Here is a 24,324-nt window from a genome sequence, read left to right on the forward strand (position 1 = left end):
TAAAGTAATAGAAAAATCACTTGAATGGCATAATAAGTTGTGCTATAATAATGTAGTTGATAATGTAAAAAGAAAGTTAATATAATTAATTTTTTTAAATAAAGAGAAGAGGTGACTATAATGCAAAAGGAAATACAACCAAAATACAATCCAGTTGAAGTGCGTTGTGCTTGTGGGAACACATTTGTTGCTGGTTCAACTAAGGACGAAATAAAAGTTGAAATATGTTCAGAGTGCCATCCATTCTATACAGGAAAACAAAAGAACATAGAAAAAGGTGGAAGAATCGACAAATTCAAAAAAAGATTCAAAATGGACTAATTTTTATAAAAATGGAGTTGGAGGAAGCCAACTCCTATTTTATTACAAAAAAAGATTCATATTCTACTTTAAATTGTCTTTTTGTATTATAATAATAAATATGTTAAATCAAGTATTTAAAATGCAATTGAATGAGGTGAGTGGATGGGAAAACAATCTGTAGGTGGTCAAGCTGTTATTGAAGGTGTAATGATGCAATCAAAAGATAAAAGAGCTGTAGCTGTTAGAAAAAGTGACGGAGAAATAGCCTTAAAAGAAGATAGAATAAAAAGTTGGGTAAGAGATAAGAATATAGATAAGATACCTTTTATTAGAGGTTCTTTTGTTATGATAGATACAATGATTCAAGGAATAAAGAGTTTGAACTTTTCTTCAGAGTTCTTTATGGAAGAAGCTGAAGAGGACAAATTTGATTTATTTATGAAGAAGATTTTTAAAGACAAGGCAAATGATATACTTATAGTCTTTTCCTTGGTTATAGCGATGATACTTTCTGCTGGTTTATTTATTTTTATACCTACACTAGTAGGAGGGGCTTTTTCTAAGGTAATACCTAGTGATTTTATGCTCAATTTAATAGAAGGTATTATAAGGATAGTTATATTATTTGCATATATAGTATTAATTTCTAGAAGTAAGGATATAGAAAGAGTATTTCAATATCATGGTGCAGAGCATAAATCTATATATTGTTATGAAAATAATTTGGAACTTACAGTAGAAAATGCTAGAAAATTTAAAAGGCTTCATCCTAGATGTGGTACAAATTTTTTATTTATAGTTATGGCTGTATCAATAATATTGTTTGCATTTTTTGGTTGGCCAAATCCAATACTTAGGATATTTATGAGAATCATATGTGTTCCTATAGTAGCAGGATTATCTTATGAAGTAATTAGAATTCTTGGAAGATATGACAATGGATTCACTAAGATTATTGCATATCCAGGTATGATGTTGCAATACTTTACAACTAAAGAGCCTGATGATGAGCAGTTAGAAGTAGCTTTAGAAGCATTAAAGGCAGTAGTAGATTAAAGAAAAGGGTATTTATTATGACGATAAAAGATATAATTATTAAATATTCAGAGGAATTTAAAGATATAAGTGATACTCCAAGACTAGATACAGAATTGTTATTACAAAAAGCATTAGGTGATGTTGATAGATTGTATATTCACTTAAATCTAAATAAGGAATTAGCTGAAGAACAGAAAACAAAATTTATAGGTTTTGCAGAAGAAAGAATAAATGGAAGACCAATAGCATATATAGTTGAAAAGAGAGAGTTTATGGGGCTAGATTTCTTTGTTAAGGAAGGAGTATTAATCCCAAGACCAGATACAGAAACTTTAGTAGAAGAAATAATTGAAATATGTAAAGATGGAAAAAATGTAAGCATACTAGATATAGGTACTGGTTCAGGTGCTATTACAGTCAGTTTAGCAAAATACATTGAAAATTCCAATGTGACATCTTTTGATATATCAGAAATAGCTCTAGAAATAGGAAAGAAAAATGCTATTATAAATGAAGTTGATGAAAAAATAGAGTACATCAAATCAGATTTATTTACAGCATTAAATGATAGTAATATAAAATTTGATATTATAGTTTCAAATCCACCATATATAAAAAAGCAAGATATAGAAACATTACACACACAAGTTAAGGATTATGAGCCATATAATGCGCTTGAGGGTGGAGAAGATGGATTGGATTTTTATAGAAAAATAACAGAACAAGGAAAGAAATATTTAAATGAATGTGGAATATTAGCATATGAAGTTGGTCATAATCAAGCTGAAGATGTAATTAATATTATGAAAAGTAATGGATATAAACAAATATATACAAAGAAGGATATACAAGGCATTGATAGAGTTGTTATAGGCTACAATATATGATATAATCAACAATTGATATGTTACATTTAATCGAGGTGAAAGTATGTTAAAAAAATTAGAGGTATTGGAAGATACATATAAAGACTTAAGTGAAAAAATAGGTGATCCTGATGTAATAAATGATCAAAAAGTTTGGCAAAAGTATATAAAAGAACATGCTGACTTAGAGCCTATTGTCATGAAATACAGAGAGTATAAAAGTGTTTTAGATAGTATAAAGGAATCAAAAGAAATTTTACAAGAAGAGTCAGACGAAGAGTTAAGAGAATTAGCAAAAATGGAGTTATCTGAAATGGAAGAAAAAGTAACTCCAATAGAAGAAGAAATAAAAATACTACTATTACCTAAAGACCCTAACGATGATAAGAACGTTATAGTTGAAATTAGAGGTGGAGCTGGAGGAGATGAAGCAGCTCTATTTGCAGGTGATTTATTTAGAATGTATTCGAGATATGCTGAGAGAAGAAGATGGAAAATAGAATTATTAAGTGCTAGTGATACTGGAGTGGGTGGATATAAAGAAGTATCTTTTATGATAAAAGGTAAAGGAGCTTACTCAAGATTAAAGTATGAATCTGGAGTTCATAGAGTTCAAAGGATACCATCAACTGAATCTGGTGGAAGAATACACACATCAACTTCTACTGTTGCAGTATTACCAGAAGTTGAAGATGTAGAAGTTGACATAAATCCAAATGACTTAAGAATAGACGTTTTCCGTTCTTCAGGTAATGGAGGGCAAAGTGTCAATACTACTGACTCTGCTGTTAGGGTAACACACATACCTACAGGTGAAGTAGTATCTTGCCAAGATGGAAAATCACAATTAAAAAATAAAGAGCAAGCTTTAAAAATATTAAAAGCTAGACTTTACGATAAAGCATTGGCAGAACAACACAAAGATATAGCAGCAGAAAGAAAAAGCCAAGTCGGAACTGGTGACAGATCAGAAAGAATAAGAACATATAATTTCCCTCAAGGTAGAATAAGTGACCATAGAATAAATTTAACTTTATATAAGCTAGATGCATTCTTAGATGGGGATATAGATGAAATGATAGACGCTTTAATTACTGTTGACCAAACAGAAAAAATGACTGCAATATAAGGAATGTTTTAAAAGAGCTGTTTCTTTCTAGAAATTATTTTCTATTTTGAAACAGCTATTTTGCATTTTAGGTCATGTTATCATATTCTACTGTATATAATTGTTATATACAAGTACAGGAGGGTTATATGATACTAAAAGTAACGATGATTGGACTTTTGGCAGGTGTTATAGGGACAGGATTAGGGGGAGTCATATCAGCTATCTTCAAAAGAGAAGTTGATAAATACCTAAATTTCTTTATGGGATTATCTGGCGGAATAATGTTGGCTGTAGTAGTATTTGATTTGATGAAAGAATCTATGGATAAAATGGGAGTAATCAATACAGTTATATTTACATTTGTTGGAGCTCTCATAACTATGTACATAAAAACAAGATTGGATGTATCTGGAAGCATGGCATCTGGATATCTTATATTCATAAGTATATTACTACATAATTTACCAGAAGGATTAGCTATTGGTTCTTCTTTTATGTCAACTGAAAGTTTAGGTATCACTCTTGCTATAGTAATAGGTCTACATAATATACCAGAAGGGTTAGCTATGGCATTGGGTCTGGTATGTAATAAAATGAGGATGAGTAAAGTTATTTTATTTACAATAATAGCTGGATTACCTATGGGTCTAGGAAGTTTTTTAGGTGTTTATTTTGGAGGAGTGTTTACTTCTCTTATAGGTGTATTTCTTGCTACAGCAGGAGGTACAATGATGTATGTTGTATTGGAAGAAATTTTTCCACATTCAAAAAGTGTGTATTGTATAGTTGGTTTTTTGTTAGGTACAATAATTGTAAACTATATCTAAAATTAAAATGAAAGCAGGCATACGAAAGATGAAGACTATTATAAGTAATATTGATATAAATAATATTGATTATGAGGAAATAAAAATACAATCAAAACTTCTTAGAGAAGGTAAAACGGTTATTTTTCCAACTGAGACAGTGTATGGATTAGGTGCAAATGCATTAGATGAAAGTGCAGTAAAGAAGATTTATGAAGCTAAAGGAAGACCTAGTGATAATCCGCTTATAGTCCATATTTATGAAAAAGAAGAAGTTTGTGATTTAGCTAAAGATATAAGTAATAAAGCTAAGCTTGTTATGGAAAAGCTTTGGCCAGGGCCTATAACCATAATACTAAATAAAAAAGATATAATTCCATATAGAACTAGTGGAGGGCTTGATACAGTTGCAATAAGAATGCCTTCTCATATTATTGCCAGGGCAATAATAAAAGAAGCAGGTGTACCTATTGCAGCTCCTTCTGCAAATATATCAGGGAGACCATCTCCAACAAAAGCGAAACATGTATATGAAGAAATGAATGGAAGAGTTGATGGAATAGTTTTAGGAGGAGATAGTAACTTTGGATTGGAATCGACTGTATTAGACCTTACAGGTGAGATTCCTATGATATTAAGACCTGGAAGTATAACTAAAGAAGTTTTAGAAGAACTTCTTGGCGAAGTAAGGCTTGACCCATCATTAAGTAAAAAAGAAGATAATCAAAAAGCCAAGGCTCCAGGAATGAAATACAAGCATTATTCACCAAATGCAGATGTATATATTATATCTGGAAAAAGAGAAAATGTAGCAACAAAGATTAATGATATGATAAAATCTAATAAAGAAAAAGGTCTAAAAACAGGTGTAATGTGTATTAGTAGAAATAAAGAGTTTTATAATGGAGAAGTAATAGATTTGGGAAGTACTCTTGAGGAAGTAGCAAGTAATTTGTTTGATGCTCTAATAGAAATGGATAAAAAAGGTATAGATGTCATATATTCAGAGGAATTTCCTAAGAGTGGTGTTGGACAAGCAATTATGAATAGATTACTTAAGTCAGCAGGATATAAAGTAATAAAAGCTTAAAAGGGAGTTGTGAAATATGAATATACTTATTGTATGCACAGGAAATACTTGTAGAAGTCCCATGGCTGAAGTTATATTAAAGAAAGTTATTGAAGAGTCTGGAAAAAATATTGAAGAATATTGTATATCTTCAGCAGGTATATCTACAGTGAATGGTATGGATGCTTCTAAAAACTCTATAGAAGCTTTAAAAGAACTTGGAATAGATTTATCAAAGCATAAAAGTAGAGTAATCACTAAAGATTTAATAGATAAATCAGATATTATACTAACAATGACTAAATCTCATAAAGAAATTTTAGTCCAAGCAGTTCCAAAATGCAAAGAAAAAGTGTATACTTTTAAAGGGTTCGCAAATCAGGATGAGTCAGATATATCTGACCCATTTGGTGGAAGTTTGGATACTTATAGAGATACTATGAAAGAAATAATATATTCTGTCAACAAAATAGTAAAAAATATATAAAATGGAGGATAAAGAAATGAAAATAGGATTAGGCTGTGACCATGGAGGATATAATTTAAAAAAAGAGATAATAAACTATTTAGAAAGAAAAGGTATTGAATGTGTAGATTATGGAACTAATAATGCTACAGATTCTGTTGATTATCCTGCTTATGGAGAAATAGTTGCAAATGCAGTTATAGATAAAGAGGTAGATTATGGAATATTATGCTGTGGTACAGGGATAGGTATATCTCTAGCTGCCAATAAAGTTCCTGGAATAAGATGTGCAGTTGTGTCAGATGTATTTTCTGCAAAAATGTCAAAAGCACATAATGATGCAAATATGTTGTCATTAGGTGAAAGAGTTTTAGGTAAAGGTTTAGCACTTGAAATAGTTGAGGCTTGGATTAGCACAGATTTTGAAGGTGATAGACATGCTAGAAGAGTAAATATGATTAAAGCAATAGAAGAAAAACACAATAAATAATAAAAATTACAGTTTTATCAGGAGGAATTATCAAAATGAGTAAAGTGGTAGAGACAAACCATCCATTAATACAACATAAATTAACTTTAATGAGAGATAAAAATACTGGTTCTAAGGATTTCAGAGAACTTTTAACTGAAATTGCAATGTTAATGGGATACGAAATAACAAAAGATATACCATTAAAAGATATAGAAATAGAGACGCCTATTCAAAAAACATCATCTAAAGTTGTTGCAGGTAAAAAATTAGCTATAATTCCAATTTTAAGAGCAGGGCTTGGAATGGTAGATGGATTAGTAAGTTTAATGCCAGCAGCAAAAGTTGGTCATGTAGGATTATATAGAGACCCAGAAACATTAAAACCAGTTGAATATTATTGTAAACTTCCTCAAGACATAGGAGAAAGAGATATAATAGTAGTTGACCCTATGCTTGCTACAGGAGGTTCTGCTGTTGCAGCAATAGATTTACTTAAATCTAAAGGAGCTAAAAGTATAAAATTAGCTAATTTAGTAGCTGCTCCAGAAGGAATACAAGAAGTACAAAAATATCATGATGATGTTGATATATATGTTGCATCAATTGATGAAAAATTAAATGAACATGGATATATAATTCCTGGTCTTGGTGATGCTGGAGACAGATTATTTGGAACTAAATAAAAATTAATAACTATAAATATTTATTGGGAACTTTCTTATATAGTAAAAATTATTTAATATAAGGAAGTTCCTTTTTATATGTATTTTCTCAGAATAAGAATTCTTGAATTGATAAATTTCTCGAATTGAGAATAAAAAGCTTTTACCAATTAAAAAAGAATGGCTATTTTACACGAGTTTATAACTTATTAATAACTTAAAATATGGCATGTTAGTTGCTTACGATTAAATTGATATGTATTAATTGAGTTTAAATTAAAATATTAATGATATTATTGGGAGTGATAATACATGACAAATTGTATAGTAGTAAGAGGAGCTGGAGATTTAGCAACAGCAGTTATATATAAATTACACAATAGTGGTTTTAAAGTGGTTGCATTAGAAATAGAAGAGCCTTTAGCTATACGAAGACAGGTTTCTTTTTGTGAGGCTGTCTATGAAAAAGAAGTTACTATTGAAGGTGTAGAGTGTAAACTTTGTAAAAACGAAGACGAAATCGAAAAAACGTTATCTCAAGATAAAGTAGCACTTATTGTAGACCCAAAAGGGGAAAAATTATCTAAGATAAATCCAGTTGTTTTGATTGACGGAATATTAGCCAAAAAAAATTTGGGTACAACTAAAGATATGGCTCCACTTACAATAGCTTTAGGGCCTGGATTTTGTGCAGGAGAAGATGTTGATGTGGTCATAGAGACAATGAGAGGTCATAATCTAGGAAGAATAATAACTAGTGGTAGAGCTGAAAAAAATACAGGAATACCAGGTGCAATAAAAGGGATTTCCAAAGAAAGAGTAATGCACTCAGAACATAGTGGAATAATAGAAAATGTATGTAAGATAGGCGATATAGTTGAAAAGGGTGATTTACTTTGTTATATTAATGATTATGGAAAAAAATATGAAATTAGAGCAACAATATCTGGAGTTCTTAGAGGATTACTAAAAGATGGAGCGAAAGTAAATAAAAATTTAAAAATATTAGACATAGACCCTAGAAAAGAGGAAGTCAAGAATGCTTTTACGATATCAGATAAAGCTAGATGTATAGCTGGAGGAGTTTTAGAAGCCATATTAAAAAATGGAATCTATCCAATAAATTAATTTATAATAAATAAGACTATTAATATTTCATTAAGGTGATATAATAAATTTAATAGATTAAGGAGAGCATATAACGGGTATTTAAAATTTAAATGGTAAAAATGCTCTTTTTTTATTGGACATTCAATTGACATGTGTATATAATATAAAAATAAGTATTTATTTAGGAAGAAATCTAATAAATATATATGAGACCAGTACATAAACAAAGAGGAGAAAAGTAAATTATGAGACCATCATGGGATGAATACTTTATGGAAATTGCAGAAGTGGTAAAAAAGCGTTCAACTTGTATTAGGAGACAAGTCGGAGCTGTTATTGTAAGAGATAAACAAATTCTAACAACTGGATATAATGGTTCTCCAAGAAATCTTGAACATTGTGAAAATATTGGGTGTAAAAGACAGGAACTAAATATTCCTTCAGGAGAAAGACATGAACTGTGTAGGGCATTGCATGCTGAGCAAAATGCTATAATACAAGCTGCTCATAATGGTATTAGTGTGGCTGGAGCAACTTTATATGTTACTACAAGACCTTGTGTTTTGTGTGCAAAAATGTGCATAAATGCAGGGATATTGAAAATTGTTTATGAAGGTGATTATCCAGATGATATGTCTACAGAATTGTTAAAAGAAGCAGGAATAGAACTTATAAAATTCTAGTAGATAAATTTTTTAGTGAATAATTTTAGGGTGACAATAAATGATAAAATTTGACACTGAAATACATGCTCATGAAATGATTAAAAGAAAGTGTTTGAAAAATAATCAGATTAGTAGTAAGATATATTTTATAATTAAATAAATTTATTATATAGATTAATTACATGTTATTTATTTTGTAATAATGAGGGATACTATTTATGAGTAAAAAAAATACACATATGGAAATTGCAAAGCTGTTTAGTTTAATAAGTCAAATAGGATTGATGATTGTAATATCAATATTAGGATGTACTTTCTTAGGAAAATTTTTAGATAGTAAATTAAATACAAGTCCAGTTCTAACAATAATATTTTTACTGTTAGGGGTTGGAGGTGCTTTTAGTGGTGTTTATAAAACTCTAATAGTATATACACGAAGGAAGTGATATATTGGATATAAAATTACTTAACCAAGTAAGGTCAGTAACAAAGGGTATAGTAATATTTGATGTAATTTTAATTGTGCTAATGTTGATAACATCAACATTAAGTAAGCCAGTATTTTTAGGACTTATATTTGGCTCTATAATAGCTATGTTAAATTTTAGATTATTAGCAATATCACTAGAAAAAACAGTGTCATTGCCAGCTGGAAAAGCACAAGCTTATGCATCAGCACAATATACCATTAGGCTATTTATAATGGCAGTTGTTCTATTTGCTTCAGCTAAGGTTCCACATTTAAATATAATCGGAACAGCACTAGGATTATTGAGTACAAAGTTTGTCATATTATCAAAAAACTTTATAAATAAATTAAAGAGGAAGGAGGCGTAAGTATGAGTCAAGCGCATTATTATCTCATAGGAAATTTTAAAATTAGTGAAACAATACTAGTGAGTTGGGGAATAATGGCCTTTTTAGCGATAGCATCTTATTTTTTAACTAGAAATTTGAAAAAAGTTCCAACTAGTAAAGTTCAAATATTTTTGGAATTTGCAATAGGTGGTCTTGCTAAAATGGTTACAAATGTTATGGGTAAAAACACAGTAAAAAGAATGCCATATATGATACCATACATAGGAAGTTTGTTTTTATTTTTCGCGTGCTCAAATTTAAGCCCATTACTTGGATTAAGATCACCAACAACCGACCTAGATACAACTGCTGCATGGGCAATGATTACATTTTTTATGATTTATTTTGCAGGAGTTAAATTTAAAGGAGTATCATACTTTAAAGAATTGGCTCAACCACTTGCCATAATGTTACCAATTAATATTATAGGTGAGTTAGCTAGACCAATATCATTAAGTTTCCGTCCATTTGGAAATATTTTAGGTGGAACAATTATAATGGGTCTATTTTATCAACTTTTAGGTTTTATATCTAGTCTAATACCAGGATTATCAATACCGATTGGACAGATATTAATACCAGTTCCATTACACTTGTACTTCGATTTATTTGCAGGATTGTTACAAGCATATATATTCATAATGCTAACAATGGTGTTTATATCAAGTGCAGGGGAATTAGATTAAGAAATCAACTTATATTAAGATAAAAAATAAAAAACAATTTAAATTTTTAAATTTTAAGGAGGAAATAATTATGGAAACAGCAATAGTAGCGGCAGCATCAGCAATAGGAGCAGGAATAGCAGTTGCAACAGGTATAGGTGCAGGAATTGGTCAAGGTGTAGCAGCAGGTAAGGCAGCAGAAGCAGTAGGAAATCAACCAGAAGCTAAAGGTGATATAACTTCAACTTTATTACTAGGTGTTGCTATAGCAGAGTCTTCAGCAATATATGGCTTGGTTGTATCAATAATACTTCTATTCGTAAATCCATTCTTCAAATACTTAGGAATGTAGATTTAGTCCTTAAATATTTTGAGATAGGTTTTATAGATAAATCATCTCAAACTTATAATCATGAGATGAATTTTATCATCTCGTGATTATAAGTAGTTATGATTTATGGAAAGGAGGATAATTATGGAAAAAGCACTAGTAGGTATAACATGGGAATTTGTATTCCAAATTGTTAATACTTTTATAATATTTTTACTTCTAAGAAAGCTTTTATTTAAGCCAGTTTTAAATATAATCCAATCAAGAGAAAATGATATTAAAAATGACTTAGCAGAAGGCGAAAAAGCAAAAACTGAAGGATTGGCGCTAAAAAAAGAATATGAGTCAAAAATCAATTTTGCTAAAGATGAAGGTCAAGAAATCATAAAACAAGCAACTATAAGAGCAGAGAAAAAATCAGATGACATAATAAGTACTGCAAAACAAGATGCTCTTGATATAAAAGATAAAGCAAGCAAAGATATAGAACAAGAAAAACAAAAGGTTATGAATGAAATTAAAAGTGATATATCAAATATAGCACTACTTGCGGCATCTAAAGTTATTGAAAAAGATTTAGATAAATCTAAACATGAAGAATTGATAGAAAACTTTATAAAAGAGGTAGGGGAGGCTAAATGATAAACGTAGTAGCAAATAGATATGCCGAAGCCCTATTTCAATTAGGAGAAGAAGAAAATTCAACTGATATATTATTTAAAGAATTAGAAAAAGTAGTAGATATGATGACTAAAGTTAGCAAAGATTTCTACAAAGTTTTAAAATCACCATTAGTTTCAAAATCAGAAAAGAAAAACTTGGTAGAAATCATTTTTGATAAGGAAGTAAGTTCTAACATAAAAAACTTCTTAAAAGTTTTAGTAGATAAAGACAGAATAGCGTTTTTGGAAGACATAGAGTTAGCTTATAAAGACTTATTAAATAAGAAAAATAATATAACTGATGGTGTTGCAATAAGTGCGATTCCAATGAGTGAAACAGATATTAAAGAACTTGAAGTTAAACTTTCAAACAAATACAACAAAAATGTTACTATAGAAAATGTAGTTGACAAGACTATACTAGGGGGAGTTCTAGTTAGAATTGGAAATGAGCAAATAGATGGCACTGTAAAAACTCGTCTAGATAAGATGAAAGAAAAGCTATCTGAAGTAATATCTTAAGAATGGCGGTGAACCCATGAACTTAAAACCTGAAGAAATAAGTTCTATAATTAAACAGCAAATAAAGAATTATGAGAATAAAGTTGAATTGACAGATACAGGTAGTGTTTTAACAGTTGGGGATGGTATAGCTAGTGTATATGGATTAGAGAAAGCTATGTCTGGTGAGTTACTAGAGTTCCCAGGTGAAGTATATGGTATGGCACTTAACTTAGAAGAAGAAGTAGTTGGAGCTGTTATACTTGGAGATGACAGTGGAATAAAAGAAGGCGATATAGTTAAGAGAACTGGAAGAATAGTTGAAGTTCCAGTTGGAGAAGCTTTAATAGGTAGAGTTGTAAACTCTCTAGGTCAGCCAATAGATGGAAAAGGACCTATAGCTTGTACAAAAACTAGACCAGTTGAATCTGAAGCACCTGGTATAATAGATAGAAGATCTGTTTATGAGCCATTACAAACAGGTATAAAATCAATAGATTCAATGATACCAATTGGTAGAGGTCAGAGAGAGTTAATAATAGGTGACAGACAAACTGGTAAAACATCTATAGTTGTTGACACTATATTAAATCAAAAAGGAAAAGATGTTATCTGTATATATGTAGCAATTGGGCAAAAACGTTCTACTATAGCTCAATTAGTTAGTTCATTAGAAAAAGGTGGAGCTTTAGACTATACAATAATAGTTTCAGCAACAGCATCTGAATCAGCACCACTTCAATATATAGCACCATACGCTGGAGCAGCTATGGGTGAAGAATTTATGTACAATGGAAAACATGTGCTTATAGTATATGATGATTTAAGTAAACAAGCCGTTGCATATAGAGAAATGTCATTATTACTTAGAAGACCACCAGGACGTGAGGCATATCCTGGAGATGTATTCTACTTACATTCAAGATTACTTGAAAGAGCAGCTAAGTTATCTGATGAATTAGGAGGAGGCTCAATGACTGCCTTACCTATAATAGAAACTCAAGCTGGAGACGTTTCTGCATATATACCAACAAATGTTATATCTATAACAGATGGTCAAATATACTTACAACCAGAATTATTCTATTCAGGTGTAAGACCAGCAGTTGACCCTGGTATATCAGTATCAAGGGTTGGTGGTTCTGCGCAAATTAAGGCAATGAAAAAAGTTGCAGGTACATTAAAACTTGCATATTCACAATATAGAGAGCTTGCAGCATTCTCACAATTTGGTTCTGACTTAGATGAAGATACTAAAAAGAGACTTGCTCAAGGTGAAAGAATCGTTGAGATATTAAAACAAGGTGAGCATCAACCAATAAAAGTTGAAAATCAAGTTATGATAATATATGCTGTTATAAATAATCATTTGGAAGATATTCCAATAGATAATATAGCTAGATTTGAATCAGAATTGTATGCATTTGTAGATAATAATTATCCAGAAATATCAAGAAAAATATTAGATGGAGAAGACTTCACTCATGATTTAACAGATGCAATAAATGAATTTAAAGAAAAGTTTGTTGTTGAAGTATAATCCTTTTTAAAAAAGGAGGTAAATTAATTGGCAGGAGCTGGAATTAAAGCGATTAAAACACGTATGGGGAGTGTTGAAAGTACAAAACAAATAACTAAAGCAATGGAACTTGTTGCATCTTCTAAGCTTAGAAAAGCAAAAGAAAAAGCTGAAGATTCAAGGGAATACTTTAATACTTTGTACGATACAGTAAAGGATATTGCCCAAACAACACGTGGAGTTAGAAATGAATTTTTAAAAGTAAGAGAAGTAAAAAATAAATGCTATATAGTAGTGGCTGGAGATAGAGGTCTTGCAGGTGGATACAATTCCAATGTATTAAAGGAATCTGTATCTCACATGGAAGGAAAAAAAGAAACAGTTATCACAGTAGGAAAGAAGGCTCACGAGTTTTTTTCTAAGAGAAATTACAATATAGCAAAAGATATAAATAGTGTTGAAGCTTGTGGATATGAAGAAGCGATAGAAATTTCACAAACTGTTATTGACCTGTATAAAAAAGGTGAAGTAGATGAAGTTTATATAGCTTATACAAAATTTAAATCAGCTTTATTACAAGAAGTTGAAGTTTTAAAATTGCTTCCATTGGTGTTTGAAAAAGATACAGATGACCAAGCCATTGTAATAAAAGAAGAAAAACAAAATAAATCGAAAGTACAATATATACCATCAGCAGAAGCAGTCTTAAGTTATATTGTGCCTCAGTTTGTATCAGGTACAATATATGGTGGGATTTTAGAATCTTTTGCATCAGAGCAAGGAGCTAGAAGAACTGCGATGGAATCAGCCACAGATAATGCGAATGAAATGCTATCTAATTTAGAGTTAAGTTATAACAGAGCAAGACAGTCAGCTGTAACTCAAGAAATAACAGAGATAGTTGGTGGAGTTGAAGCTCTAAAATAGGGAGGTTAGGAAATGGCAAATGTAGGTGAAATAGTACAGATTGTAGGAGCTGTACTAGATGTTAAGTTTGATAATGAACAAAGCCTACCTAACTTATTAAATGCGTTAGTAATAAAGTTAGGAGATAAAGAAATAGTTGCAGAAGTTGCTCAACATATAGGTGATGATACAGTAAGATGTATCTCTATGAGTGCAACAGATGGACTTGTAAGAGGTATGGAAGTTGTAGATACAGGAGGACCAATAAGTGTTCCTGTTGGAGATGAAACTCTAGGTAGAATATTCAATGTTCTTGGAAAACCAGTTGATGGAAAGCCAGCTCCAAAGTCTGCGCCTAAGTTACCTATACATAGACCAGCACCAGCATATGACGAACTAGAAACTACAGCTGAAATACTAGAAACAGGTATTAAGGTAGTTGACTTGCTAGCACCATATCTAAAAGGTGGAAAAATAGGTCTATTTGGAGGAGCAGGAGTAGGAAAAACAGTTTTAATACAAGAACTTATAAACAATATTGCCAAGCAACATGGTGGTATTTCTGTATTCTCAGGTGTAGGAGAAAGAACAAGAGAAGGTAATGACCTTTATGGAGAAATGAGTGAGTCTGGAGTTATAAACAAGACAGCTCTAGTATTTGGTCAGATGAACGAGCCACCTGGAGCAAGAATGAGAGTTGCTTTAACTGGACTTACAATGGCAGAACATTTTAGAGATGAGCAAGGACAAGACGTCTTACTTTTCGTTGATAATATATTCCGTTTCACACAAGCTGGTTCAGAAGTTTCAGCACTTCTAGGACGTATGCCATCAGCCGTTGGTTACCAACCAACATTAGCTACTGAAATGGGTGCACTTCAAGAGAGAATAACATCAACTAAGAAAGGTTCAATAACATCTGTTCAAGCAGTATATGTACCAGCAGATGACTTAACTGACCCAGCACCAGCTACAACATTCTCTCACTTAGATGCAAAAACAGTTTTATCTAGACAAATATCATCACTTGGTATATACCCAGCGGTTGACCCTCTTGAATCTACATCAAGAATTCTTGACCCTAGTATAGTAGGAAAAGAACATTATGAAATAGCCAGAGGAGTTCAATCAATACTTCAAAGATATAAAGAACTACAAGATATAATTGCCATACTTGGTATGGATGAATTATCTGATGAAGATAAGTTAATAGTTGCACGTGCTAGAAAAATACAAAGATTCTTATCTCAATCATTTACAGTTGCAGAGCAATTTACAGGAAACCCAGGTCAATATGTTCCTGTTAAAGAAACTGTAAGAGGATTCAAAGAGATACTTGAAGGTAAACATGATGACTTACCAGAGTCAGCATTCCTGTTTGTAGGTACAATAGAAGATGCTGTTAAAAAAGCGAAGGGAAGTATGTAGTCATGGCTAGTGAATTTTCATTGAAAGTTGTAACTCCAAATGATACGTTTTATGATGGAGAAGTTGAAATGATAGTAGTTAGAACTACAAAGGGAGACAAAGGGGTATTGAAAGGTCATATACCGTTTGTTTCAGGCATACCTGTAGGAACTTTGAAGATAAAAAAAGATGGAAATTTTAAAGAAGCAAAAATATCAGAAGGATTTGTTAATGTAGACCAAAATAAAACTGTCATATTGACAGAATCTGCTGAATGGATTTAATAATTTAATATAAAACATGAAAAGTCATTTTTACTAAAATTATTTTTGGTCAAAATGACTTTTTTTATAATTTTGGTGTTAATAAAATAACAAAAAATAAAGTATAAAATATAGTGGAAGTGTAGTGATAGTAAATTCACAAAGTGTTTAAATTTACTGCAAAATTATGTTGCAATTAATAAGATAAAGAAGGTTTAGATAGATTATATAGAAGTGAAAAAATATTCATATAAGAAATCTATATAAAATTTTTATAAAATTTAAAAAATTTGCTTAGTTGTGTAGTATAATAAATAATATAATAGATTTACATAGATTATTTATTATAAATAATTTTAAAAGTTACAATTCTATTATAATGATTATTAAATTGGGATAAGTAACATAAACTAAACAATAATAGGTATTATCAATAGTAAATTTATAAATTCATTATTAAATGAAAAGAGCTATTATAAATTTTCTGGAGGAAAAATGGATATATTTGATATTGGAGTAGACATAGTTGAAATTGACAGAATAAAAAAAGCTGTAGAAAAAAATAATCGGTTTTTAAAGAAAATATTTACAGATAAAGAAATTGAATATTTTAATTCTAAAAATTTTAAGGCAGAAAGTATAGCTGGTAATTTTGCGGCTAAGGAAGCTATAAGTAAATCTATGGGTACAGGAATCAGAATGTTTAACTTTAAAGATATAGAGGTTCTCAGAAATGAAATGGGAAAACCAATAGTAAAAACTTATAATAATCTGGCAAAAATGTGCATAGATTATAATGTTTTAGAAATAAAAGTTTCAATATCACATTCAAAAGATTATGCTATAGCAAATGCGATAACTATAATTAAGGACTAAGGAGTGATTACATTATGATGGATAAAACAGCAAAAGAAATAATGACAACAGATGTAATAGTAGCAAAACAAGATGATAGTATAGCAGATGTAGCTAATATGCTAATTGCGGAGAAAATAGGAGGATTGCCAGTTGTAGATTCAGAAAATAAAGTTGTTGGAATAATTTCTGAAACAGACATTCTTAAAAAAGAAAAGTATATAGAAGCACCTCTATATATAAATTTATTACAAGGGCTGATTTTTTTAGATGATTTAAAAAAGGTAGAAAAAGACATAAAGCAAGTAGCAGCTTATAAAGTCGGAGAACTGATGTCTAAGGACATAATAAAAGTTCATGAAGATGATAAGTTTGACGATGTGGCTAATATAATGATTAAAAAATCAATAAACAGAGTTCCTGTAGTAGATGATGACAATAAACTTAAAGGTATAATTTGTAGATATGATATAATAAAAGCTTTATATAATGAATAGACTAAAGTAGGAGGTGTGATGTGAGAAAAAAGTGGACTATAGTATGTATTATGTTCTTGGCACTGGTTATAATTGTAATAGGATGCCAAAAACGACAGTCCACAAAAGAAGAAGTATACAAAGATTTTCAAAAGCAGATTTCTGATATGAATTCTTACAGTTGTAAAGCTGAAGTAGAAGTAGTTGGAAATAAGAGCCCACACAATTATGTTTTAATTCATACTTATAAAAAAACTGATAACTATAAATTAGAAGTAATTTCCCCAAAACACTTAAAGGGGAAAAGTATAGAGTATCAAGGTGATAAAATATTAGTTAAAAATCCAAATATCAGTGATATAGTGGAATTGCCTAATACAGGAAAAAATAATCAATATCTTTTTATAGGAGACTTTATAAAAAATTATCTTCAAAACGAAGAGATGAAAATAAAGTTATCCAAAGGAAACTTGGTTTTAGAGACTTTTATTCCTGGGGATAATAAATATTTTAATAAGCAAGTATTATATGTAAATACTGACACAAAGAACCCTGAAAAGATGGAAGTATTAGATAATGAAGGAGTGCCAAGATTTACAGTAAAATACAGAGATTTTGAATACAGAAACTAAGGGGGACTAAAGAAATGCAAAAAATAACAGTGCCTACATGGGCAGAGATAAATCTAGATAACTTAAGATTTAACTTAAAAAATATTAAAAATTTATTAGAAGAAGATATTAAAGTTTGTGGAGTAATAAAAGCTGATGCATATGGACATGGTGCAGTAGAAGTTGCAAAATTATTACAAAAGGAAAAAGTAGATTATTTAGCAGTAGCAAGAACTGCTGAAGGAATTGAGCTTAGACAAAATGGTATAACACTTCCTATTTTGAACTTAGGATATACTCCAGATGAAGCTTTTGAAGATTCTATAAAAAATAAAATAACTATGACAGTTTATTCTTTAGAAACAGCACAAAAGATAAACGAAATTGCAAAATCTTTAGGAGAAAAAGCCTGTGTTCACATTAAAATAGACTCAGGAATGACTAGAATAGGTTTCCAACCTAATGAAGAGTCAGTACAGGATATAGTAAAATTAAATAAATTAGAATATATAAATTTAGAAGGTATGTTTACTCATTTTGCTACAGCTGATGAAGTAAGTAAAGAGTACACTTATAAACAAGCTAATAATTATAAATTTATGTCTGATAAGTTAGATGAAGCTGGTGTAGAAATAGCTATAAAGCATGTATCAAATAGTGCAGCTATTATGGATTGCCCTGATTTAAGATTAAATATGGTAAGAGCAGGAATAATATTATATGGTCATTATCCATCTGATGATGTATTTAAAGAAAGACTAGAACTAAAACCAGCCATGAAATTAAAATCAAAAATCGGACATATAAAACAAGTTGAACCAGGTGTAGGAATAAGTTATGGACTAAAATATACAACTACTAGTATGGAAACAATAGCTACAATTCCAATAGGATATGCGGATGGATTCACTAGAATTCAAAAGAATCCAAAAGTTCTTATTAAAGGAGAAGTATTTGATGTAGTTGGTAGAATTTGTATGGATCAAATAATGGTTAGAATTGACAAAGATATAGACATAAAAGTTGGAGATGAGGTTATACTATTTGGAGAAGGTGAAGTTACAGCTGAACGTATAGCCAAAGACTTAGGAACTATAAACTATGAAGTGTTATGCATGATATCAAGAAGAGTTGACCGTGTTTATATGGAAAATAATGAGCTTGTACAAATAAACAGTTATTTGCTAAAATAAAACCATGATATTATAATCTGGGAGGCGATTTTGTGTACGATAAGAGTAAAGAAAAAATAGAAGTTACTTTACCAGACTCTCTGATTTCTGAAGTTGATAGTATTGTTCAGATGGAGAACAGTAACAGAGAAGATTTTGCAAAAGCTGCTTTTCAGTTCTATATAACTCAGAAAAAGAGAATTCATATTAAAGAATCTATGAAAACGGGTTATAGAGAAATGGGTCAAATTAATCTGTCATTAGCTGAACTAGGCATGACAGTTGACGAAGTATCTTCTGATGATAAAAATGAAGGGAAGATTGCCCAAGGTGAGTACTAATTGTGAAATAAAGCGTGGTGATTTATATTACGCTGATTTAAGTCCAGTTGTTGGTTCAGAACAGGGAGGAGTTAGGCCTGTTCTGATAATACAAAATGATGTAGGTAATAAATATAGTCCTACAGTTATAGTATCAGCTATAACATCTCAGATTAATAAAGCCAAATTACCTACTCATGTAGAGATAAGTTCCAATGAATATGGTCTTAATAAAGACTCAGTGATTCTTTTAGAACAAATCAGAACTATTGATAAAAAGAGACTGAGGGAAAAAATTGGTTGTCTAGATGAAAATATGATGATAAAAGTAGATGATGGGCTTCAAATAAGTTTAGGATTGTTTACTTTTTAAAGAGGGGTTTGTCTTTTGTTAGACAATCCCTTTTTTCTTTAAAAATATTTCATAGAGTTTAATTTTAGTGGCCTAAGCTAATAAAATCAAAAATAACGCAAAAAAATAGCATAAAAGTGATATAATAAGATGGAATTGATATAAAATTACAAACTCAAGGGAGGTAATTACATGAGAGACCATAAAGGATTAAATGAGATTGCGCGTATCATAAGAAGAGATATAGTCTCTATGATACATAGAGCCAAATCTGGACATCCAGGAGGGTCATTATCGGTAGTTGAAATACTTACTGCGTTATACTTTGATGAAATGAATGTGGATTCTTCAAAACCTAAAATGGAGGATAGAGATAGATTTGTATTATCAAAAGGACATGCTGCACCAGCATTATATGCAACATTGGCTGAAAAAGGTTATTTTGATAAGGAAGAATTAAATGGACTGAGGAAAATAGGAAGAATGTTACAAGGACATCCAGATATGAAAGGAACACCTGGCGTGGAGATATCCACAGGTTCTTTAGGGCAAGGTTTTTCGGCTGCATGTGGGATGGCTATGGCATCAAAATTAGATAATGCACCATGGAATGTATACACTTTACTTGGTGATGGAGAAGTTCAAGAAGGGATAGTTTGGGAAGCTGCTATGAGTGCTGCACATTATAAGCTTGATAATTTAATTGCTTTTTTAGACAATAATGGACTTCAGATAGATGGAAACATAGAAAGTGTAATGAACTTAGGTTCAATCGTTGATAAATTTAAGGCTTTTGGATGGAATGTAATTGAAATAGATGGTCATGATTTTGACCAAATATTTGCTGCTCTTGATATAGCTAAATCAACAGTTAAAAAGCCTACAATGATAATTGCAAAGACTATAAAAGGTAAAGGAATATCTTTTATGGAAAATCAAGCAGGGTGGCATGGGACAGCTCCAAATGATGCAGAACTAGAACAAGCCTTACTTGAATTAGGAGGTGCTGACAATGAATAAAATGGCAACAAGAGAAGCATATGGTAAAGCTTTAGTAAAATTAGGTCAAATAAATGACAATGTTGTAGTGTTAGATGCAGATTTATCAAAGTCTACAAAGACACATGATTTTTATGAAGCATTTCCAGATAGATTTTTTAATATGGGTATAGCTGAACAAAATCTAATAGGTGCTGCTTGCGGATTATCAACTGCTGGAAAAATACCTTTTGCTAGTACTTTTGCTATGTTCGCTACAGGGAGAGCCTTTGAGATTATAAGAAATTCAGTTTGTTATCCAAAGTTAAATGTAAAAATTTGTGCTACTCATGCAGGACTTACTGTTGGAGAAGATGGAGCATCTCATGAAAGTGTAGAGGATATTGCAATAATGAGAGCTATACCAAATATGACAGTTCTTGTTCCAGCTGATGGAGTAGAGACAGAGAAGATGATTTTTGAAATAGCTAAATACAATGGACCTGTTTATGTTAGATTAGGAAGAAGTTCAGTTCCAGTTTTATTTGATGAGGATTATCATTTTGAAATAGGAAAAGGTGTAGTACTAAGAGATGGCAATGATGTCACAATTATAGCTTGTGGGATTATGGTGAATGATGCTATAATGGCACAAGAAAAATTGCAAGAAGAAGGCATTAGTGCCAGAGTCATAAATATGTCCACAATAAAACCTATAGATAAGGATTTAATATTAAAAGCAGCAAAAGAAACTAATGCTATTGTAACTGTAGAAGAACATAGTATAATTGGAGGTTTAGGTTCTGCTGTGAGTGAGACAGTTGGAGAATCTTATCCAACTATTGTAAAAAAAGTTGGGATTAAAGATTCATTTGGAGAATCTGGTGCTCCAAATGAATTGTTAAAAAAATATGAATTAACTTGTGATGATATAGTAAAAGCTGTAAAAGAAGCTATTCTTGCAAAAAGAATGTAAGAAATATAAATTATGCATGTTTGTTAATAATATAATATGTGTATAAGAGAGATATAAAGCATTATATGAATTTATATCTCTCTTTTTTATACACTATATCAATTTATCAAAAACCTAACCAAATATTCAAATTTTTACAAAAATAGAGAAAATATTCAAATATATATTGACTATTCAGAAAAATATGACTAATATATAGTTTATAGGGAAATTAATTTTATACATATAATAACTACTTAAACAAAAATAATTTAAAGAATTGTATGAAGGGAGGTATACTGTATAAAAAGTATATTATAAGTTTTAAGTTATTATACAAAAAGTTTTAAAACAGTTATCATGGATTTTATGTTAAAGGAAATTGTAAGTAGTTTATCGAAGTAATTAAGCAGATGAAAAAATTTCACGTGGGGAGGTAACTGAGATATGTCAGAAAAAGTAAATGTTAAAACAGTCATCAGTTTCGCAGGAGCTTATGTAGCAACAGTAATCGGTTCTGGATTTGCAACAGGACAAGAAATAATGCAATTCTTCACTTTTTATGGGTTTGCAGGTATTATTGGTGGGATAATTTCAATGGTATTATTCTCATGGATGGGTGCTTCAGTAATGTCAAAAGGTAAAGAACTTCAACTTAAGGAACCTATCAAAATTTATCGTGTTTATTGTGGTAAGTATTTAGGAATATTCTTTGAGTGGTTTGGACCTTTATTCTTATTTGGTGTTTTCGTAGTAATGATTTCAGGAGCGGGAGCAACTTTAACTGAATACTATGGATTAAATCCATTTGTAGGTAGAATAGGTATGGCAGTAGTAGCATTATTAACTGTTTCATTAGGTCTTGATAAATTATCAAAGATACTAGGTGGAATAGGACCTGTAATAATAATATTTACACTTTTAGTTGGAGCTATAAGTTTAAGCAGTAATATAGGTAATTTATCTCAAGCAGGAGAGATTCTTAAAACTGTAGAGGTATCTAGACCAGTTCCAAACGCATATCTATCTGGTGTAATATACACTACTTATAATACAATCGTTGTCATGGCGTTCTTAACAGGATTAGGAGCAAGTGCTGCTAATAAAAAAGAAGCTGTTTGCGGTGGGATACTAGGTGGGGTAGCACTTATGGCAGCAGCTATAATGATGAACTTAGCAATGCTTTCTGATGTAGGAAACTTATATTCAAAAGCAATACCTTCATTATTCTTAGCTGATAAGATTTCACCAGTAGTTGGAGTTTTATTCTCAGTAGTTCTTATATTAGGAATATATACAACAGCTGTACCTTTATTATGGTCAGTAACTAATAGATTTGTAGATGATAATCATCCTAAATTTAAATTAATAACAGTAATAACAGCTATATTAGGTCTTATAGGTGGATTCTTACCATTTGATAAGCTGGTTGGTATCTTATATCCATATACCGGATATATGGGCGTCATAATACTGGTTTGTGTTCTTTATAGACAGATTACAAAAACATCTGGCTATCAAGAAGGAGTTAATGGTAAATAAATAATTTAGAACTGTAAAATAGAGAGTTATATAAAAACAATTAAATTGTTTTTATATAACTCTTTTTTATTTTATAATTTATTTGTCATAAAATCCTTTTTTTATTATTTCATATTTAAGGGTAACTATAATAAACACTTTATTATTGATAATTTAAAGTCTAAGACAAAATTATAAATCATATATTTAAATAGATGGAAGGAGTGATAAAATTGAATGTAAAGTTTAATATTAAAGGTATAATTTATGGAGTTATAGCTCTTATATTTGTGATAGGAGGGTTTATATTCATACCAAGTATGTTTATAGAAAAAACTAAGCCAATAGATTATACAGTATTGCAAAGGAATTCAATACCAGAAAAGATACTAGATGTTATGGACAAATACACAAATGAAGAAAGGGCATTAGCAGCTAAAATTGATAATAAAATATACATCATAGTAACTAGGGGAAATAATAAATATGGTATTGAGATGGATAACATAGAAAGTGTAAGTGAAGAAGGAAAAGAAGTTTTGAGAGTTAAGATAAAGTATAAGGATAAGGAGGATTCTCTTCCATACATAGTGGTTGAAACAAATATAAGTGAACTTCCAGATAGAATAGAATTGAATTCTACTAAATAAATATATATTTTGTAATTAGATAACTATTTATTTGTATAGTAAAATAAAGTCATGGTTTTTATTAATGTAAATAAATCATGTCGAGGCTTTATTGATGTAAAAGCCATGACTTAAAATACTTATTGAATAATATAAAAATTAAATATTAAACAGAGTGTTATATTAATAGTATTGAGAGTGTTAATTATTTGGTGTAAGAATTCTGGTTTCAGTAACTATATAGTTTAATTGTGCATCATGAGTTTCTTTTGGAATAGAATCAAATACCTGAAAGTCAAATGCTATTCCTATAGTTATTGCGTCTTTTCTTAAGTTCTCTAAAAATCTATCATAAAATCCTCCACCATATCCTAATCTATAGCAATGTATGTCATATGCAACAGCTGGAACAATTACAACATCTAAAGATTTAATATCAATTGTAGGTGATTTTTCGTTAGGTTCCCTTATTCCATATGCACCAATTTTTAGTCCATTATCTAAATCTGTTATTTGAGTAGGAATTAATGTATGATTTTCTTTTATTGTAATAGGGCTTGAGACTATTTTCTTTAGAGATAAAAGCTTTTTGATTAAATTATCTGTGTTAACTTCATTATTAAAATCTAGATAAAGCATTATATTAGTTGCGTTTTTTATATCCTCCATTTGAAGTAATTTTTCTGTTATCAAATTTGAATTATTTAGTACAAACTCAGCACTTTTATTTTTTCTATGTTCAATAACTTTTTTTCTAAATTCTTTTTTCATAAAA

32 protein-coding genes are annotated in these 24,324 nt (G+C 30.3%); 31 read left to right on the forward strand and 1 reads right to left on the reverse strand.

The window, feature by feature from the left end:
- Nucleotides 1-120: 120 nt before the first annotated feature.
- The 31 genes from rpmE (at nucleotide 121) to KGF41_RS16885 (ending at nucleotide 23,570) form a co-directional block, all read left to right on the forward strand.
- Nucleotides 121-321, forward strand: coding sequence for a 50S ribosomal protein L31 (gene rpmE, locus KGF41_RS16735; RefSeq protein WP_003421397.1), 201 nt, complete (start codon nucleotides 121-123; stop codon nucleotides 319-321).
- Nucleotides 322-465: 144 nt separating this feature from the next.
- Complete coding sequence (locus KGF41_RS16740; RefSeq protein WP_227842868.1) at nucleotides 466-1,359, forward strand: DUF1385 domain-containing protein; 894 nt, start codon at nucleotides 466-468, stop codon at nucleotides 1,357-1,359.
- A gap of 17 nt (nucleotides 1,360-1,376) precedes the next feature.
- On the forward strand, nucleotides 1,377-2,228 hold the full coding sequence (gene prmC / locus KGF41_RS16745; RefSeq protein ID WP_227829088.1) for a peptide chain release factor N(5)-glutamine methyltransferase: 852 nt from the start codon (nucleotides 1,377-1,379) through the stop codon (nucleotides 2,226-2,228).
- 43 nt (nucleotides 2,229-2,271) lie between these two features.
- Complete coding sequence (gene prfA, locus KGF41_RS16750) at nucleotides 2,272-3,336, forward strand: peptide chain release factor 1 (RefSeq protein ID WP_227829087.1); 1,065 nt, start codon at nucleotides 2,272-2,274, stop codon at nucleotides 3,334-3,336.
- A gap of 128 nt (nucleotides 3,337-3,464) precedes the next feature.
- Nucleotides 3,465-4,145, forward strand: coding sequence for a ZIP family metal transporter (locus KGF41_RS16755; protein ID WP_227829086.1), 681 nt, complete (start codon nucleotides 3,465-3,467; stop codon nucleotides 4,143-4,145).
- A 28-nt stretch (nucleotides 4,146-4,173) separates the two neighbouring features.
- Nucleotides 4,174-5,214, forward strand: a complete 1,041-nt coding sequence (locus tag KGF41_RS16760) for an L-threonylcarbamoyladenylate synthase (RefSeq protein ID WP_227857000.1) — start codon at nucleotides 4,174-4,176, stop codon at nucleotides 5,212-5,214.
- Nucleotides 5,215-5,230: 16 nt separating this feature from the next.
- On the forward strand, nucleotides 5,231-5,680 hold the full coding sequence (locus KGF41_RS16765; RefSeq protein WP_227829084.1) for a low molecular weight protein arginine phosphatase: 450 nt from the start codon (nucleotides 5,231-5,233) through the stop codon (nucleotides 5,678-5,680).
- Between the two features lie 16 nt (nucleotides 5,681-5,696).
- The gene (gene rpiB / locus KGF41_RS16770; RefSeq protein WP_227829083.1) at nucleotides 5,697-6,149 is read left to right on the forward strand and encodes a ribose 5-phosphate isomerase B; all 453 of its coding nucleotides are present in this window, start codon (nucleotides 5,697-5,699) and stop codon (nucleotides 6,147-6,149) included.
- 35 nt (nucleotides 6,150-6,184) lie between these two features.
- Entirely contained in the window at nucleotides 6,185-6,814 is a 630-nt protein-coding gene (gene upp / locus KGF41_RS16775; protein ID WP_227829082.1) for a uracil phosphoribosyltransferase, read from the forward strand.
- Between the two features lie 291 nt (nucleotides 6,815-7,105).
- Nucleotides 7,106-7,921, forward strand: a complete 816-nt coding sequence (gene yqeB / locus KGF41_RS16780; RefSeq protein ID WP_227842866.1) for a selenium-dependent molybdenum cofactor biosynthesis protein YqeB — start codon at nucleotides 7,106-7,108, stop codon at nucleotides 7,919-7,921.
- Between the two features lie 227 nt (nucleotides 7,922-8,148).
- Nucleotides 8,149-8,586, forward strand: coding sequence for a deoxycytidylate deaminase (locus tag KGF41_RS16785; protein ID WP_227829080.1), 438 nt, complete (start codon nucleotides 8,149-8,151; stop codon nucleotides 8,584-8,586).
- Nucleotides 8,587-8,786: 200 nt separating this feature from the next.
- A complete protein-coding gene (locus KGF41_RS16790) occupies nucleotides 8,787-9,014 on the forward strand; it encodes an AtpZ/AtpI family protein (RefSeq protein ID WP_227436243.1) in 228 nt (75 codons plus the stop codon).
- 4 nt (nucleotides 9,015-9,018) lie between these two features.
- Nucleotides 9,019-9,405: an ATP synthase subunit I gene (locus KGF41_RS16795; protein ID WP_227436241.1), complete on the forward strand. Its 387-nt coding sequence runs from the start codon at nucleotides 9,019-9,021 to the stop codon at nucleotides 9,403-9,405.
- 2 nt (nucleotides 9,406-9,407) lie between these two features.
- A complete protein-coding gene (locus KGF41_RS16800; RefSeq protein ID WP_227436239.1) occupies nucleotides 9,408-10,112 on the forward strand; it encodes a F0F1 ATP synthase subunit A in 705 nt (234 codons plus the stop codon).
- Between the two features lie 70 nt (nucleotides 10,113-10,182).
- Nucleotides 10,183-10,443 (forward strand): ATP synthase F0 subunit C, encoded by a 261-nt coding sequence (atpE, locus tag KGF41_RS16805; RefSeq protein ID WP_021386434.1) that lies wholly within the window; start codon nucleotides 10,183-10,185, stop codon nucleotides 10,441-10,443.
- 123 nt (nucleotides 10,444-10,566) lie between these two features.
- Nucleotides 10,567-11,064 carry a F0F1 ATP synthase subunit B gene (gene atpF / locus KGF41_RS16810; protein WP_227829079.1) on the forward strand — a complete coding sequence of 166 codons (498 nt, stop codon included), beginning with the start codon at nucleotides 10,567-10,569 and terminating at the stop codon, nucleotides 11,062-11,064.
- Nucleotides 11,061-11,606 (forward strand): F0F1 ATP synthase subunit delta, encoded by a 546-nt coding sequence (locus tag KGF41_RS16815; protein WP_227829078.1) that lies wholly within the window; start codon nucleotides 11,061-11,063, stop codon nucleotides 11,604-11,606. The genes atpF and KGF41_RS16815 overlap by 4 nt, the downstream gene beginning before the upstream one ends.
- A gap of 16 nt (nucleotides 11,607-11,622) precedes the next feature.
- The gene (gene atpA, locus KGF41_RS16820; RefSeq protein ID WP_227829077.1) at nucleotides 11,623-13,125 is read left to right on the forward strand and encodes a F0F1 ATP synthase subunit alpha; all 1,503 of its coding nucleotides are present in this window, start codon (nucleotides 11,623-11,625) and stop codon (nucleotides 13,123-13,125) included.
- 27 nt (nucleotides 13,126-13,152) lie between these two features.
- Nucleotides 13,153-14,031: an ATP synthase F1 subunit gamma gene (atpG, locus tag KGF41_RS16825; RefSeq protein ID WP_227829076.1), complete on the forward strand. Its 879-nt coding sequence runs from the start codon at nucleotides 13,153-13,155 to the stop codon at nucleotides 14,029-14,031.
- A 12-nt stretch (nucleotides 14,032-14,043) separates the two neighbouring features.
- Nucleotides 14,044-15,438 carry a F0F1 ATP synthase subunit beta gene (atpD, locus tag KGF41_RS16830; RefSeq protein WP_227829075.1) on the forward strand — a complete coding sequence of 465 codons (1,395 nt, stop codon included), beginning with the start codon at nucleotides 14,044-14,046 and terminating at the stop codon, nucleotides 15,436-15,438.
- Nucleotides 15,439-15,440: 2 nt separating this feature from the next.
- Entirely contained in the window at nucleotides 15,441-15,701 is a 261-nt protein-coding gene (atpC, locus tag KGF41_RS16835; RefSeq protein ID WP_227436229.1) for an ATP synthase F1 subunit epsilon, read from the forward strand.
- A 474-nt stretch (nucleotides 15,702-16,175) separates the two neighbouring features.
- Nucleotides 16,176-16,556 (forward strand): holo-ACP synthase, encoded by a 381-nt coding sequence (acpS, locus tag KGF41_RS16840; RefSeq protein WP_227829074.1) that lies wholly within the window; start codon nucleotides 16,176-16,178, stop codon nucleotides 16,554-16,556.
- A gap of 14 nt (nucleotides 16,557-16,570) precedes the next feature.
- Nucleotides 16,571-17,032, forward strand: a complete 462-nt coding sequence (locus tag KGF41_RS16845) for a CBS domain-containing protein (RefSeq protein WP_227829073.1) — start codon at nucleotides 16,571-16,573, stop codon at nucleotides 17,030-17,032.
- 20 nt (nucleotides 17,033-17,052) lie between these two features.
- Entirely contained in the window at nucleotides 17,053-17,643 is a 591-nt protein-coding gene (gerS, locus tag KGF41_RS16850) for a germination lipoprotein GerS (RefSeq protein ID WP_227829072.1), read from the forward strand.
- 14 nt (nucleotides 17,644-17,657) lie between these two features.
- Complete coding sequence (gene alr, locus KGF41_RS16855) at nucleotides 17,658-18,815, forward strand: alanine racemase (RefSeq protein WP_227841392.1); 1,158 nt, start codon at nucleotides 17,658-17,660, stop codon at nucleotides 18,813-18,815.
- A gap of 32 nt (nucleotides 18,816-18,847) precedes the next feature.
- Nucleotides 18,848-19,135, forward strand: coding sequence for an antitoxin (locus KGF41_RS16860; protein ID WP_227436214.1), 288 nt, complete (start codon nucleotides 18,848-18,850; stop codon nucleotides 19,133-19,135).
- Nucleotides 19,104-19,487: a type II toxin-antitoxin system PemK/MazF family toxin gene (locus KGF41_RS16865; protein WP_003421356.1), complete on the forward strand. Its 384-nt coding sequence runs from the start codon at nucleotides 19,104-19,106 to the stop codon at nucleotides 19,485-19,487. Before KGF41_RS16860 ends, KGF41_RS16865 begins: the two co-directional genes overlap by 32 nt.
- 171 nt (nucleotides 19,488-19,658) lie before the next feature.
- The gene (locus KGF41_RS16870; protein WP_227841393.1) at nucleotides 19,659-20,486 is read left to right on the forward strand and encodes a transketolase; all 828 of its coding nucleotides are present in this window, start codon (nucleotides 19,659-19,661) and stop codon (nucleotides 20,484-20,486) included.
- On the forward strand, nucleotides 20,479-21,420 hold the full coding sequence (locus KGF41_RS16875) for a transketolase family protein (RefSeq protein ID WP_227841394.1): 942 nt from the start codon (nucleotides 20,479-20,481) through the stop codon (nucleotides 21,418-21,420). Before KGF41_RS16870 ends, KGF41_RS16875 begins: the two co-directional genes overlap by 8 nt.
- Nucleotides 21,421-21,846: 426 nt before the next feature.
- The gene (locus KGF41_RS16880; protein WP_227829068.1) at nucleotides 21,847-22,941 is read left to right on the forward strand and encodes a hypothetical protein; all 1,095 of its coding nucleotides are present in this window, start codon (nucleotides 21,847-21,849) and stop codon (nucleotides 22,939-22,941) included.
- Between the two features lie 212 nt (nucleotides 22,942-23,153).
- Nucleotides 23,154-23,570, forward strand: a complete 417-nt coding sequence (locus KGF41_RS16885; protein WP_255287847.1) for a hypothetical protein — start codon at nucleotides 23,154-23,156, stop codon at nucleotides 23,568-23,570.
- A 180-nt stretch (nucleotides 23,571-23,750) separates the two neighbouring features.
- Here the strand turns inward: KGF41_RS16885 and KGF41_RS16890 are convergent, their stop codons facing one another.
- Nucleotides 23,751-24,320 (reverse strand): 5-formyltetrahydrofolate cyclo-ligase, encoded by a 570-nt coding sequence (locus KGF41_RS16890; protein ID WP_227829066.1) that lies wholly within the window; start codon nucleotides 24,318-24,320, stop codon nucleotides 23,751-23,753.
- Nucleotides 24,321-24,324 lie beyond the last annotated feature (4 nt).

It is taken from the genome of Clostridioides sp. ZZV14-6150, from assembly GCF_020657875.1.
In the GTDB taxonomy this organism is placed as follows: domain Bacteria; phylum Bacillota; class Clostridia; order Peptostreptococcales; family Peptostreptococcaceae; genus Clostridioides.